The 15271-nt window shown below is 39.5% G+C and carries 13 protein-coding genes; 6 read left to right on the forward strand and 7 right to left on the reverse strand.

Translation table 11 applies throughout. The features are described 5' to 3' along the window. Window positions 1–17 precede the first annotated feature (17 nt). The 5 genes from KHA88_RS08410 to KHA88_RS08430 all read right to left on the reverse strand — a co-directional run bounded on the left by KHA88_RS08410 (window position 18) and on the right by KHA88_RS08430 (window position 5806). Window positions 18–1406 carry an alpha-amylase family glycosyl hydrolase gene (locus tag KHA88_RS08410; RefSeq protein WP_213096352.1) on the reverse strand — a complete coding sequence of 463 codons (1389 nt, stop codon included), beginning with the start codon at window positions 1404–1406 and terminating at the stop codon, window positions 18–20. A gap of 43 nt (window positions 1407–1449) precedes the next feature. After that, window positions 1450–3132, reverse strand: a complete 1683-nt coding sequence (locus KHA88_RS08415; RefSeq protein ID WP_213096351.1) for a putative bifunctional diguanylate cyclase/phosphodiesterase — start codon at window positions 3130–3132, stop codon at window positions 1450–1452. A gap of 132 nt (window positions 3133–3264) precedes the next feature. Then, complete coding sequence (locus KHA88_RS08420; protein ID WP_213096350.1) at window positions 3265–3636, reverse strand: YisL family protein; 372 nt, start codon at window positions 3634–3636, stop codon at window positions 3265–3267. Window positions 3637–3726: 90 nt separating this feature from the next. Further along, the gene (locus KHA88_RS08425) at window positions 3727–4623 is read right to left on the reverse strand and encodes a fumarylacetoacetate hydrolase family protein (protein ID WP_213097790.1); all 897 of its coding nucleotides are present in this window, start codon (window positions 4621–4623) and stop codon (window positions 3727–3729) included. Window positions 4624–4645: 22 nt separating this feature from the next. Then, on the reverse strand, window positions 4646–5806 hold the full coding sequence (locus KHA88_RS08430; protein WP_213096349.1) for a DUF418 domain-containing protein: 1161 nt from the start codon (window positions 5804–5806) through the stop codon (window positions 4646–4648). Window positions 5807–5971: 165 nt separating this feature from the next. Between KHA88_RS08430 and KHA88_RS08435 the strand changes: the two genes are divergently transcribed. Genes KHA88_RS08435 through KHA88_RS08460 form a run of 6 tightly spaced genes read left to right on the forward strand, consistent with a single transcriptional unit; the run spans window position 5972 to window position 7927 of the window. Then, the gene (locus KHA88_RS08435; protein ID WP_213096348.1) at window positions 5972–6193 is read left to right on the forward strand and encodes a spore germination protein; all 222 of its coding nucleotides are present in this window, start codon (window positions 5972–5974) and stop codon (window positions 6191–6193) included. A 12-nt stretch (window positions 6194–6205) separates the two neighbouring features. Further along, the gene (locus KHA88_RS08440) at window positions 6206–6424 is read left to right on the forward strand and encodes a spore germination protein GerPB (RefSeq protein ID WP_213096347.1); all 219 of its coding nucleotides are present in this window, start codon (window positions 6206–6208) and stop codon (window positions 6422–6424) included. A 30-nt stretch (window positions 6425–6454) separates the two neighbouring features. Further along, window positions 6455–7057, forward strand: coding sequence for a spore germination protein GerPC (gene gerPC, locus KHA88_RS08445; RefSeq protein WP_213096346.1), 603 nt, complete (start codon window positions 6455–6457; stop codon window positions 7055–7057). A gap of 7 nt (window positions 7058–7064) precedes the next feature. Next, window positions 7065–7244, forward strand: coding sequence for a spore gernimation protein GerPD (locus KHA88_RS08450; RefSeq protein WP_213096345.1), 180 nt, complete (start codon window positions 7065–7067; stop codon window positions 7242–7244). 12 nt (window positions 7245–7256) lie between these two features. After that, window positions 7257–7664, forward strand: coding sequence for a spore germination protein GerPE (locus KHA88_RS08455; RefSeq protein WP_213096344.1), 408 nt, complete (start codon window positions 7257–7259; stop codon window positions 7662–7664). A 44-nt stretch (window positions 7665–7708) separates the two neighbouring features. Next, entirely contained in the window at window positions 7709–7927 is a 219-nt protein-coding gene (locus KHA88_RS08460) for a spore germination protein (protein WP_213096343.1), read from the forward strand. A 70-nt stretch (window positions 7928–7997) separates the two neighbouring features. Here the strand turns inward: KHA88_RS08460 and addA are convergent, their stop codons facing one another. Both addA and addB read right to left on the reverse strand, forming a co-directional pair. Beyond that, window positions 7998–11762, reverse strand: coding sequence for a helicase-exonuclease AddAB subunit AddA (gene addA / locus KHA88_RS08465; RefSeq protein ID WP_213096342.1), 3765 nt, complete (start codon window positions 11760–11762; stop codon window positions 7998–8000). Next, a complete protein-coding gene (addB, locus tag KHA88_RS08470; RefSeq protein ID WP_213096341.1) occupies window positions 11740–15258 on the reverse strand; it encodes a helicase-exonuclease AddAB subunit AddB in 3519 nt (1172 codons plus the stop codon). Before addB ends, addA begins: the two co-directional genes overlap by 23 nt. Between the last annotated feature and the right edge of the window lie 13 nt (window positions 15259–15271).

The following is a 15271-nucleotide window of genomic DNA, read 5'->3' on the forward strand; positions in this document are numbered from 1 at the left end:
TTTTTCATAAGTCATTATCATTTATCTGGTTGACGGTTTTGCCCTCGCTTCCAAACTATGTACATAAACAGGGCAAATACTCCAAAAATAAGAAAAATAGATAAGATGAAAGTTATATTATAGCCGCTTTTTTCTGTCATTTTATAAATCTCAGCAGCTTCCCGCTCAATGAAAATTTCGTACTCACCATTATTGCTGCGAACCATATCTGTACCTAGCAAACCTCGGAGTTCCTTATTATCCTCCAATTGATCAGCAGTAATAACTGCCGTCTGATCCGCGGATGTACTATTGATCGCTACTACAACCGTATCGGATTCATATTGACGCTTAAAAACCGCCATCCCGTTATTTTCGTATAATAATTCCATCGTGCCTCTTGTAAGTGCTATCTGGTCTTGTCGTATTTTACCCAATTTTGAAATATACTCAATCAACTCCTGATCAGTTCGAAAATTCATCATCGGAGTGTTTTCGGGTGCCTTTCCTCCATTAACAGCAATTTCTGAAGCATAGTAAACGCTTGGGATTTCAGGCTGAGTATATAAATAAGTTAAAGCCATTTTCCAACGTGAACCAGGATAAGTATTATTATTTACCATGTCCCGCGTAAATCTTTCTGTATTCTGATTATCTAAAAATGCTTCCTTCAACCCTGCAGTATCCTTATTTTGTTCCCATAAATCAAAAAGGGGAGCAAGTGATACATCTGGTTTTGAAAAAACATTTCTCAGTGGTTCATTTAAGGAGACATCCAACATACTAGTAAAGCCAGCATGTAAATATTGGCTAATCATTTCCTCGTTCAAGTTAGCAGCTGCTCCAGATAAGTAAAAATCCTTTTTCAACTTTGACAATTCCGAGGCAAACTCTGTCCAAAATGTCATTGGCATATAGTCAATATCTGTTATTTTTAAACCGTCAATATTTGTTTCGGTCACCCACCATTTGGCAACTTCAAGGATCTCTTTGCTATCTAAATCCTTGATCGGGAATTCTAGGATAATCTTCATACTCCGTTTATGTGATTCATCCACAAGTCTCACAAAATCCTCTATTGTTCCAAAATGTTCCTCTGTCTTGTAGTAATCTTTTATCCACTCTCCGTGATAACCGCCTTCCTCGTTATCAAAAATAGGGGATAGCTGAATAACGGTAAAGCCCATTTCTTGCAAATAATCCAATTTGTCGATAATTCCCTGAAAATCTCCACCTTGATAGCTGAGTGGATCCTTCATATTTACATCAAAATCATTTTTGTTATCACCATTATTAAATCTGTCCACCATTAATGAATAAATAACTTCATCTTGCCATAAACGTTCTTCTTTTTTGTCAGCTTTTACCGAAAAAGCGGAAAAAAGAAGAAGTGGCGCAAGAAAGAAGCATAATGCTTTTTTAAACAAATCCGCTACCTCCTAACATCTTCTACGCCTATTAAGATTAAACTTATTTGTATTGCTTCGTCAATTCTTCAGATTTTTTTAACATAGATTTACGATACCATTGCTCAAACTTGCTTGGCTCCATAGGTCTTTCGATTAAATAACCTTGAATATAATCACAGCCAAGTACTGTTAACAAGTCTAATTGTTCTTCTGTTTCTACGCCCTCAGCAACAATATTTAGGCCTAGCCCGTGACCCATCGTCATAATCGCATTGACGATAGCAAAATCCGGAGAATCTTTCCGAAATTGCTGAATGAACGAACGATCTATTTTTAGCCTGTGAATAGGCAAGTGCTTCAAATAACTTAAGGAAGAATAGCCTGTCCCAAAATCATCTATTGAGAAGTTTACTCCCAAATCCCCTAAAGTCCGCATAGTACCAATCGTTTCCAAAGTATGATTGAGCATGGCACTTTCTGTTAGTTCTAAATGTAAGTATTTTGCCTCAAGTCCAGAATAAGCAAGCGCAGTTTTAACTTCTTCCGTAAAACGCTTATTCTTAAATTGATAGGCTGATACATTTACAGAAACACTTAAATCGTCAAACCCCTTATCCCGCCATGTATTTATTTGCCTACATGCATTTTTCAATACCCAGTTCCCAAGTGGATGAATTAGCCCGGTTTCTTCAGCAATTGGAATAAATACGGATGGTGGAATAAGACCATATTCGGGGTGTTCCCACCGTAGTAATGCTTCGCAAGACGATAAAACCCCAGTATCAGTATCAATAATTGGCTGGTAGGCTATAAAAAATTCTCCCTTATCAAGTGCTTTTCGCAAACTTCTTTCGAGCTCCACACGTTGAACGGTCTCTTTATTCATTTCATTTGCATAGAAAACGATGGTACTGCCACCTTGAAGCTTTGCACGATTCAAAGCTGCATCAGCATTTTTCATTAATTCGACATTATTATTGCCATCGTTTGGATACATACTAATACCGACACTTGCTGTAACAAAAAACTCATGGTTATCAAAAAGAAATGGTTTTTGAACACTCTTCATTAGTTTATTTCCAAACGCTATCGCGTGATCTGGTCCGCTGCCGGCCGGTAATATAATAGAAAATTTATCACCGCCGAATCTTCCCATATGGGCTTTTTCAGGTAGCTCCACAAATATTCTGTTTGCCAATTCTTTTAGAACTACGTCCCCGGCATTATGGCCCACCATATCGTTAATTGTTTTAAAACGATCTAAATCAAGAAACATAACTATTAAACTTTTTTTGTCTGTTTTAGCTATTTTTAAACTCTCATTAAGAATTTCCTCAAATTTCATTCGATTTGGAAGGCCTGTATCAGTATCGAAATAAACAATTCTTTCTACTTCCTTTTCTATCACCTTTAACTTCGATAATTGCTGTGTAGTACTTCCTAGCATGATTGCCATGGCATTTTGCTGTTCTAAACTCATCGTCTCATTGTGGAAAAATATGTTTTTATTAATATTTCTAAATATTGTAAAGGTAAACTTGATTCTTTTAGTATCAGGAGAAGTAGTTGATATGAAAATAGCTTTTGGCAACCAGAGTGACAGTAGATTTTTCAATCTAGTGACTGCTTGATTGGTTACAATTGCTTGAATAAAAACAAATTCTTGAGAAGAAAAATTATGTCCTTCAATAAATCTAAACAATTCATGTTCATTCTCATATGTATGTTCATAGGATTTTATCAAGCTGCCACTCTCCACTCTATTGTTTTCGACATTATTAGATAATTTATCCTTTAATTCTCATTTTAATGAAGTTTAGTCAAGATGTCACCTAAAGACAACAAAAAAACCGCACGATGGCGGTTTAATTATTCATTAGGAGAACCAATTCCAACCAAGTGGAAGTTTTGCTCCCAAGTAGAAGGTGACAATGAATGAAATTAGCAAGAGTGCCCAGAATACCCCGGTATTTTTTCCTTTCGACGTTCGAACAAGAACCATTTCCATCATAGCGATAACAACTATTCCACCGAGAAATTTAATCCCGTATAATGCAGGATCATAGCTGCTATGCTTCGAAAATAACATAAATCCGGTTGCGATGATCAATAAATAAAATAATCGTAAAATCATTTGGACAATTTTCATTGCTTTTTTATTTCCGCTATTATGCAAAAATAGTGCTACAGCAAATAAAATCAGTGCCACAACCCATGTCGTTATATGGGCATGAGTGTTATCAAACATACATATTCTCCTCCTTGAAACAAGCCAATTGTAATGGCAACATAATTCTTATCTTACCATATTTTGTTTGCAGTCACAGAATTGAACATGCTATTTCACAATATTGTTCAATATGCCGATCCCTTCTACTTCTATTTCTACTTCATCTCCCGGTTTTAAAAAACGTGGCGGCTTAAAACCTTTTCCAACACCGGCTGGCGTTCCGGTTGCAATAATATCCCCTGGTTCTAGGGTCATTCCTTGAGAAAGAACAGAAATGACTTCTTCAATTGGAAAAATAAAATGCTCTGTATTAGAATTTTGACGAATTTCTCCATTGACCTTCGTGGTAATCTGCAAGTAGTTTGGATTACCAATATCTTCTTTGCTGACAATCCACGGTCCAATTGGACATGATGCGTCAAGACTTTTTCCAATAAAAAATTGCTTATGGCGCTGCTGTAAATCTCTTGCAGTAATGTCGTTTAAAATGGTATATCCGAATACATGATCAAGGGCATGCTGTTGCGAAATATTCTTTCCCTTTTTGCCAATAACTAAAGCAAGCTCCCCTTCGTAATCAAGCTCCGATGTAATTTCTTGATGGGCATCGACGTATTCATTGTGACCAATGACGGAAGTAGGTGCCTTTGTAAACACCATGACATGCTCTGGAATATCCGCTTCACTTCCCATCTCAATCGCGTGATCACGATAGTTTTTACCTACACACATAATATTTTTTCTCAAGGACGGGATGGGAGCAAGCCAGCTTATTTCAGCAAATGGAATCAAATAATTCTCGGAATTATTTTCCTTTCCCCACTCTATTAATTTACTAATTTTACTCAAAAACATGCTGTCTTCTGCTATTCCGTCAATCAATGATTGCGGGCAAGGAATATTACTGTCCCTGCTAAGCGACTCAATATCCCATACAGAAGATTTTTCATCATTTGCTACACCATATTTTTCTGCATCTTTCCATTTAAATGTCATGAATTTCATTTTTTCCACTCCGTTCTGTCTTTTATCGTCCATAAGTTAAGAGGCGCCACAATTTTTCCACCGGACCATATTTGAACTTAGTCAGCCATATTTCGGCAACCATGACTTGAATGGCGAAAATCGCAACAGCTAGCAACGTTCCTGTTGCCATTGACATTTGCCCGTATAAGCCAAGTCCATAATTATAGAAAATCATAGTCCCAATTAGTGATTGTGATAAATAAATGGTGATTGACATTCTTCCTGCGGATGCAAATGGCTTAAACAGCTTGGCTATCATTCGATTTGACATAAGCAACACAATAATCGCGACATAGGCAACAGCTAGTATCGGTCCACCGATCGTATCCTGTATGTATTGAATGCTCAAGCTTGTTTCTAAGAAAAATGGTAACATTTTTGCTGCCAATCCAAGTGGCAAAGTAATCATTAAAATCAGTAGCCATTTTTTCTTTTGGCGATTTGCCTTTTGCAACCAATGAAGTTTTGCTGCACCTGCCCCGACCATCATCAGCGGTAAAATCATAAAGAGATAAAGTAAAAAGCCTGCTAAATTATTATTGACGGACCAATCTGCAAAGCGCTGTGCCGTGATTTCCAAAAATGATCCATTAGCATAGGTTTCTGCCGATTGCTGTAGACCGACAATATCATAAAAATCGGCTAAGGATGCCGAATCGAATAATGAAGCTAGAATCAGCATTCCCCCAATAAATAACTGGGGAAGTATGTAGAGGATAGCCCCTATACTAATTAATATTGGCCCAGAAATCCTAAGAAATAGAAGTAATACCAGGCCCATAACTGCATATGTAATCAAAATATCTCCGTACCAGATGAGAAAAGCGTGAAACACACCGAATAACAGTAATATCAGCAGCCTTCTTACACTAATTTTCCAAAAAGAAACATTTTTCACTTTGGAGCGCTGCATCATAATCACCATGCCATAACCAAACATCATGGCAAAAATGGGATAAAAGCTCCCTTGAACCAAAATGTCCAGCCATGTGAATACTGTTAAGTCCCCATATTTCCACCATTCATATGGATTATAATAACTGAATGGCGAATGGAAGCTAATCATATTGATTAGAAAAATCCCTAATAATGAAAAACCTCTCAACACATCAAGCGATTGGATCCGCTCTGCCGAGTCAATAGGCTCCAGAGTTTGCTGCATCTTTTATTTCCTCCTAAATTTGTAAGCTAAGCTTTGAATCTCCTAAATTCATTTTAACTTCTAGGCAGTTTTATCACAAATTCTTTTTCTCTTCATAAAATACAGTGGTGAAAGCTTTAGGGCGCGACGTAAGAAAACTAATATTAACAAAGGATGTGAACGGCCATGCCTGCTTTCGTCGGAGCCGTTCAAGTGGTATATGTTAGTTCAGGAGCTGTTTTTAATATTGGTGATGTATTTCAAATTCACCCTGTTTCTCAATCAAAAACTTTTGCAGGCTCTGGTTCATTTAATACGGGGGAAAATATAAATGTCAGGAATGATTATTCTGCAACGAATACGTATGATAGTGACGGAATAGATCAACCAATTGCATTTAATGTTTAAATGGAGGAAATCATGATTATTAATGTTGAGCAATCCATTCATATCCAACTACTCAAGATCGGTGGGATTACGAATTCCTCTGTATTACAAATAGGGACAGCAGGCGTAATTACGCCTGCCTCATACTTATATAATACAGCAGGAATAAAGGCACCTGCTCCTTTGACTGTGGAAGGTGCTCCTTCAGTAGTTGCCGAAGAATTAAAACAACCGAGTTTTGTACCGTTATAAAAGAATTATTGAAAGTGTGGTGAATAAATCTTGGATGTTCATTCCTATATTAAGCAGCTATACGACTATATGACTTTCCAACAGAAAGAAATAAGTGGTTTAAAGGAAGCTATTTCCCTTTTAAATACCGAAATTAAGAAATTGAAAGAAAAGCCTTCTGTAACAGTAGAGAGACTAGAGTATAAATTCGATCAATTGAAAGTAGAAACTTTGGAGGGCACATTAAATATCGGATTAAATCCTAGCGATTTAAACACGATGGATGAATTTTCAGTACCAACACCAGCCCCTACTAATATCGTTAATCCTGCGTTAAAAGGTGTATTTTTTAAAAGGCCTCTTTCTGAAAAAATAGATGAGTATTTAAACAATCAGCTAGAAACAGTTGTCAATGATACTGAACATCAGACTGGCATGAGGATTGAAAATAATAATATTGAACATATGAAAGAAAATCTTCGTAAACAAATTCCGGCCCGAATCGATCATTATATTCATACCTATGGTTCACAACAAAATGAAGAACAAAGTGAAGAACAATTGTTTGAAAACATTTATAACACAATAGTTGCTGATATAAATAAGGCCGTCCATGCATTTATAACCCAAATGCCTCAATCAGGAAAGGAATGAAATAGTAATGGAACTTAATGTAATAAACCGAGAGCTTTGTGTTGGAGATATTCGTATTATTGGTATATCCACATCTGCATTATTGTTAGTCGGAGATGCTAATACGATTCAACTGGCCTCAACTTTTGATACGCCAGCTGAATCCTTAATCATCGGACCCTTTGAACCTCTTGCTCCGGAAGCCTAGATTTGATCGCTTATGTGGAAACGAAACTCTTTCGTCCAATTTATAGATGTAAAAAGTCTAATTCTTACCGGTATTTTGGAGATAGGTGATTCTGTTCAACTAAGAGCAAATCATAATATTCTTGCTGTACAAAGGAAGCAAGAGATCGAATTCGGGAATGAAGGTAATTTTCAAGCCTTTCCTATTTTTTCGGAACCCATTCCAATCCCTCCTTTACCTGAACCGCCTCCTTTGATCAGAAAATATAATGAATCTCCGAATATACGTGTTGGACAGATTCATGTAGAGGGGATTTCTACCTCAGCAATTATGCATATTGGTAGTACAAATGACGTGTATTTAGAATCCCGGGTTCTTCATATTAGACAGCTTCCAGGAAAAGAAGAAATTGAGCCCTTGTCTTTATTCACCGTACGGTAAATAGAAGTGATCTTTTGAATTTGTAAAATAAAGGATGAATGTATATGCCAGCTTTTATTGGTCCGGTCCAAATATTTAATGTTAACGGAGGTGTCGCTCATATCGGAGACACGGTGGTCATTTCACCAAAGACTAATACGAAAACAACAAGCGGTGCTGGATCCAACAGTGTAGGCGCAATAGTTTTCGCCGCGACTCTTGCAAGCGCAAATAATACACTTGATACAAATCTAATCGACCAGCCGACAATCGGAAATAATTAATGAAGACAGTCCCAAAATCCCCCCTCCCGACTTGTATGTCGGAAAGGTAGAGGAATCTGTGGGACTGTCTTTATTTGATCTGGAGAAAATCTCCACTATCAAAGAAATATAAATATTTACCACTCACCGGTTTATCCCAAATTTCTCGTATAGCCCGCTCATAAAAGCTAAGTTGGGGCGAGTATCGTTTGCCAAGTATGGTTTTCGCCTGAGAAAATCCACCTGGGAATTTGCCGTGAATCATGTCTGTCTTATAATCTAGCAATGTGACGGCTGCTCGGTCTTCTATAACACAATCTATAATTCCCTGAACGAGAACATTTTCGTCCAGCCCATCCCAGTCAGAATAAACTTGGTGTGCTGGTATCCCCATTGTAAATGGCACTTCCCGATGTACCTTTTTAGCAGACAGCATCATCTGCCCGATCTCACTTTGGAAAAATTGAATAATTTGTTCACTGGATATCGCTTCTGCCTGTTCAGGTCCGAGGATCTCCTTTTCTATTAGTTCTTCCAGCAATTGTCCAACAGAAGTGAGCGTTGGTGTATCATATAGCGGAATATGCTGCATGACCGTGTGCATGGCAGTTCCTCGCTCGGCAGGAGATAAAGCTCCGCTTCCCCGCATGAATTTAGGTCTATCATACAGATGGTTGCTTGCTTGTTTAATAAGCTGGACACCACTTGCTTCATCTCTCATCTCCGCCATTCTTTTCAGCTCGGAAACGGATTGCTTTGACATCCGCCTTGTTGCTAATGGATGAGCATAATTCCAACTAAGCCTTGAGATTACCTCTTCCTTGTACATCGATTCGCCTAAATTCGGCTGGCCTTCTTTCACAGCTTCCAACCAACTATCATCACCTTGATCACCGAGTTCGGCTTCCGCTGCAAAAAGGACACTTGGCACAATCTCCACCTTCCAGCAAGATGGATGACCTGCAATTTCCTGTAACGATTGCAGTTGAATACCTTCGCGGATACTTTGTGAATCTTGATGCCTCACGAGTGCGAGTCCAATCCAGTCCAAATAAGAAGCAGCCTTTGCTCGATCATAATCAGTTAATAACCAATCTGGGTGTTTGACTGCCTTTAACCATTTCTGTTTCTCTTTTTCCGCATTTTTTACACTACCAATTAAAAAGAGCTTCTCTTTTGCCCTTGTTAACGCTACATACAAAACGCGCATTTCTTCCGCTAGCAGTTCCATTTTTTTCTTTCTTTTTAACGCAAGCTGCGGGAGAGAAGTGGAAGATATTCTTTTTTCAGGATTGATATATTTGCTAGCAAAGCCATAATCTTTATCAAACAGATAGCTACTGTTCACGTCCATCATATTGAATTTACGCGCAATCCCGCAGGCGAAAACAACAGGGAATTCAAGCCCCTTGCTGGAGTGAATAGTCATAATCCGGATAACATCTTCCTGCTCCCCTAAGGCACGCGCTACTCCTAGGTCATTTCCTCTTTCTCTCATTCTTTCGATGAATCGAAGGAAACGGAACAACCCGCGGAACGACGTAGCTTCATATTGTCTTGCACGGTCATATAGTGCTCTTAAATTGGCCTGTCTCTGCTTTCCACCTGGAAGTCCACCGGCAAATTCATAAAAGCCTGTATCACGGTAAAGCTCCCATATTAATTCCGATAAAGCCCCGCTTCTTGCCAAATTCCGCCACTTTCTTAGATTTCCAAATAACTGTGAAACTTGATTCCTAGCATTTTCATACTCTAGGTCTACCTCCGTATCAATGAATGCTTTAACTGCATCATAGTAGCTCCCTTGAGGCAATTGCAGGCGAATAAAGGCGAGCTCATCTTCGCTCAAGCCAATAATTGGTGATCTTAGCAATGCAGCGAGCGGAATATCTTGGTCGGGATTATCGATAATTTTGAGCAATGATAACATAATAGTTACTTCTGTCGCTTCAAAATAACCTGTGGATAGATCCGCATACACTGGTATGCCTGCATGTTTGAATTCCTCCATAATATCTGCTGTCCACGTCATGGAACGAACAAGAATGACAATATCCTGGTAACGAATTGGCCGCTGTGCACCCGTTTTCAGATCGTAAATTGGCTTCTGCCCCTCAACCATCATTTTGATTTTTTCCGCCATATAGCGTGCTTCAAGCTTCGATTGCTCCAGTTCAGCTCGATCATACTCACCTTGTGGAACTTCTTCAGCGCCCGCTCGGACATCACTCGAATCATCGGATTGATCAATAATCGCCACTTCCACCGGGAACTGCTCATCGTTAGGATAACCCGAGCCTTTAACGAGCTCAGCATCTTCGTTATAGTCAATTTCCCCGACCTTTTCGCCCATAATTTGCTTGAATATGAAGTTTACAGCGTCCAACACTTCAGTCCGACTGCGGAAATTGCGAGAAAGGTCGATTCTTAGCCCTGTCCCCTGCCCATTAGCCGTAAACCGTAAATATTTACCTAAAAATAAATTTGGTTCAGCAAGTCGGAAGCGATAAATTGACTGCTTCACATCGCCAACCATGAACAGATTGCCGTCATACTCACCATCTGCCGATACAAGTCGTAAAATGGTTTCTTGCACCATATTCGTATCTTGATATTCGTCCACAAGTACTTCCTTAAACTGATTTCGATAGCTGAGAGCTATTTCGGAAGGGAGGATATCAGCATCTTGATGTTCTTTTTCAGCAAGAATTTCCAGACAAAGATGCTCTAGATCGGAAAAATCCACTAGCCCTTTTTCAGCTTTTTTCTGCTTAAATTGAATTGAGAATTCTTTTACGACTTCCACTAATGTAGCAAAAACTGGTTTCATTTCTCGCATATCTTTTAAGAAACTTTCAGGTGAGCGTGAGAATAAATCCTTGGCCAGCTTGTCCAGCGCACTGCGAGCTGATTTTCTTAACTCGTCTGCTTCTTTAATCAATTGTGGATCAAATTCATCACCCTTGCATGTTTTTGCACGAGAAAATGACCAGCTATTCATGGCACTATATAGATTGTCCCAGCTTATTACGGCTGCTTCCTCCATCCGCTCAATCACTGAAAGATCATCCAAATAATTTGCTGCGCGTGGGGCTGGCCCACCAGGCATTTTCGAAATTTCAAGCGCCTGCTGAAGTAATTCTTTCGCTCCTGATAGCTGGAGTGAAGTGTCATATTGCAAAATGTTGATAAAAGGCAATTCTTCTAGTCTTGCTTCTTCGGAGATATCGTACAAATCTACAAGGCGAGCCAGCCATACATCCGGATCAGGATGAGACCGGGAAAAATCATATAATTTCGAAATGAGTCCTTGTAAAGCATCATCATTTCTGTCATTGGTAAACGTATCTACAAGCAAATAAAACGATTCATTTCCGTCTTTTCCGTATTCTGTTTCAAATAAATCATCAAGTACCTCATCTCGGAGAAGATCCGCTTCTGTTTGATCAGCGATGCGAAACCCTGGATCGATATCTACCATATAATAATGTTTCCTCACTACATCAAGACAGAATGAATGCAATGTGGAGATAGACGCGCTGTTCAATAAGCTAAGCTGTTTCCGCAAATGGGTGGATAGTGGATCCGCATCAATCGCTTTCTCAAGTGCCACTCCAATCCTATGCCTCATTTCTGCGGCAGATGCGTTTGTAAAAGTAACGACGAGCAGCTGATCAACATTAAGAGGATCTTCCTCCGTTAGTATTTTCTGAATGATACGCTCTACTAGCACGGCTGTTTTTCCTGAACCCGCGGCAGCCGCTACTAATATATCCTGGTCCTTTGCCAAGATAGCTTTCCATTGGTCATCCGTCCAAGATACTCCTTCTGGCTTAATCGGAATGATTGTTTTCAAATTTTATTCCCTCCTCCCGAATCTTAGCAAGAACGTCAGGTGATTTTTGCTGAGGTATAATTCTATAGCTATTATTATCTAATGATTGGTCAAACTGACAGACAGGCTTGTATGAACAAAACTGACAAGGAGTCCGATCCCCTAGCCTGTATGGGTCAATATCAACCCGCCCTGAAATGATTTGATCCCCTGATTCTTTGTAAAGGTTTCGAACATATTGTCGTAAAATCCCGAAATCTTCTTCGCTCGCCGAATTAGCCTTTGAGCTTGAGGAAAGGCTTCCGTCTTTATTTATGCTCGCCGAAACAATACTAGAGCTCCCTGTTTCTAGTGTGTTGTCCATGAGTCTGACAATATCTGGATCCCCTAGCAAAAGACCTTTCATCTTAAACTTTTTCAATATCTCTTTTTCAATATCATCGAGCGTCAAAATTTTGTTGCTATCGATGATCGGGTTATGCATATGGAAATACAGTACGCCTGCAGGTGTAGCGTCCATGCCGATTAATCGGTCGGAATGCGTAATAATGATATCCAGATAAGTAAGCATTTGCAGGGCGAGTCCGTGATACACTTCATTCAAATCCAGCGCTCTAGAACTAGATTTATAATCAATGACTCGTAAATAAACTCCCTTATCATCCTCTGCCTTATCCACTCTGTCAATTCGACCTTGAAGCTGCATGTTAGTTCCATTTTTCAATGTAAAAGCTAGTGGCGGCAGTTCCTTAGATGGACCAAATGCAAGTTCTATGCCAATTGGTTCAAAACCACTTGATTTTGCGTGGCTGCTTAGTACATGAGATGCTCTCCCAATCACCTGCTCCAACTTACGCTTAATATAAAAATGGCGATTAGAACTTAATAGAATTTGATTTTGCAGTTTTGGCGCAAGATACGATACTGCCTCCTTCGCTAACCATTCACATTGTTCCTTTGTGAGTCTTGCCCATGAGAGCCCTTTATCGGTCACTTCCTCTGCAATCCATTTCAGCGCAGCATGGAATAAATCGCCTATATGCGGTGCTTCCAGTCTGAAAATATCCCGTTCACGGAGCCGCAATCCATGGGAAGTATAATGAGAGAAAGGGCAACCATGGAATAGTTCCATTCTCGATACACTTGCCAAAATTTCATTTCCATACAATTCTTTGCTCGTTTTTACCGATAGCTTTTTTGTTTCATTTTGATAAAAAAGACTAGACAAAACTCGGTGTGCTTTTTGTTTCCAACCAGGGTTGTCCATGTAAAAGTTGTACACGTCCCACCAAAAATCCGCCATTGGATAATTTCGCTTTTTCAGCTGCATTTGGGCGGTTAAATAAGCAATAGATGTAGCAGGATGAGAGATATATTGAAATTGTTCATCATGGACCAATTCTCCTGGCTCGTTTACAAGATTGATTTCCGTTGCCTCCGGGAACATTTCTTTTATTCTCTTAATATATGGAGATGGAAGCAAGGTTTTTCCTTCATCATTGGCGAGTGGAAAGGATAAGTAGAGGCGGTGCTCAGCTATCGTAAAGGCCCTATAGGCGACAAAGTCTTCATCAAGTAATCTTTTTTTGCTACCAGGTACAATGCTCAATCCACTTGTGATCAATTCCACGCGGTCATCATTAGATAAAACACCCTCATCCGTTGATTTTGCGGGAATCACGCCATCATTTAAACCAATGACGAAGGCGGCCTTAATATTTGAAAGACGGGATGATTCAAGGTTTGCAACAAAGACTTGGTCGATCGCAGGCGGAATTAATGAAAATTTCAATGCCTCTAGACCGGCATCAAGAATGGTAATAAATTTTTGAATAGATATATTTTCGTCACCAAGAATTTCAACAAATTGGTCGAGTAAATCTACAACAGCAGCCCATGCCTGATCATGTTCCATTGAAGCAACCAATCGACCTTGTTCCTCTGCTTTTTCACTCCGCTCTCTAAGCTTCCCTGGTATGTCGAGTTCCTCCAGCAGCATATAAACAGCTTCACAAAGTTCCCGGCCATTACGTGCTTTTTTCAGACGCCTTGATAACTTTAATAGCGGAGATGCCACAAGATTTCTGGAATCATTGATTTCTATTTCCATTTCTCTTTCTGCATCTGTTTGAGCCGAATTGGAAAGTTCAAGTCCACGAAAGCGCCGGTAATGCCAAGTGGCCCCTTTATCCGTCCATTTATCTCCCCTGATTCCATTTGCCAGAACATAGTTCTCAAGCCTGTCCATCTGCTCCCGCAACATATCGAGATTCGTACCAGCTGGAAAAAGCATATCTGTTTTTACAGCGCGGAAGACCGGCTCATAACGCCAATGGCCATTAATGATTTCAAGAGCACTGCGAATAAGCTCTATAAGAGGATGATTCAGCATCGGCTGTTTTTGGTCTATAAAATACGGAATGTCATAATCATGAAAAACAGTCTCAAGCGTTTCCTGATAGTCACTCCCATTCCTTATCAGCACTGCGATATCCTGATAACGGTACCCGGATTCCATGGCAAGTTTCCGTATTTCCCGGGCAACCCCCTCAATTTCCGCTCGCCGGTTTGCAGCAGTCCGAATTTCAATTGCAGCTGGGTCATTTAAAACCTTTACTGGTCGTTTATCGAATTGAGCCTCTAAATGTTGTAAGCTTTCAGCCTGGAATCGTCGTTTTTTTGCTAGAAAAACATCATCCTCTATTTCTATGCCGGCCTTACTGGCTATGTCATACAAAATAGAGTAGGATTCACCCGTCATTCGGAATAACTGTAAATCATCAGGGATTGCGCCATTTTTATATGGTCGATCAAGTACAAGCGAAATAGATACCCTGTTGCAATGTTTCATTAATCTTTCAATGACCATATATTCCTGAGGGGTAAAGCTATGAAATCCATCAATATAAATTTCAGCATTTTGCAAATAACTGGATGTTTCAACTGACTCCGCAAGCAAAGTCAAATAATCATTCGAATTAAGATACTTTCCAATTAAGGCATGCTCGAACTTGCTATAAATAAGTTCAAGATCGTGCAATTTATCTGCAAGCGCACGAGTGGATGCACCGAAAGCGAGTTCCTTTTGCTTGAGGATAAGATCTTCGGGCTGGACGCAATAATGTTTGAATTCTGCTAACATTGCTTCCACATGCTGAATAAACCCCATTTTATCTGCCGCTTGTTTGAATAGCTTTAGGTCGTCTTTATTATCTTCAATAATTTTTCTAATCAGCATACTTAGCCCTGTACTAGAAATATGACTGCGGTTTGCTCCTCCCGTTTCTTGCAGGATACGCCAAGCCAAGCGGGTAAAGCTGTAAACTTGTGAACGGATCATCCCCGCTATTCCAGGTGTATTGATCAAGCGATATTCAGATAAAAAAGTCATTTGTTCAGGAACGATGTACAAAACTGGCGGACCATCGGGTTCCTCAATCAGCCTTTCTTTGATTTCATTAAGAAACATCGTCGTTTTTCCAGTTCCAGATCGCCCGATAACAAAACGAAGTGACATCTTTTCAACTCCT

The organism is Lederbergia citrea (assembly GCF_018343525.1).
GTDB lineage: Bacteria > Bacillota > Bacilli > Bacillales > Bacillaceae_C > Lederbergia > Lederbergia citrea.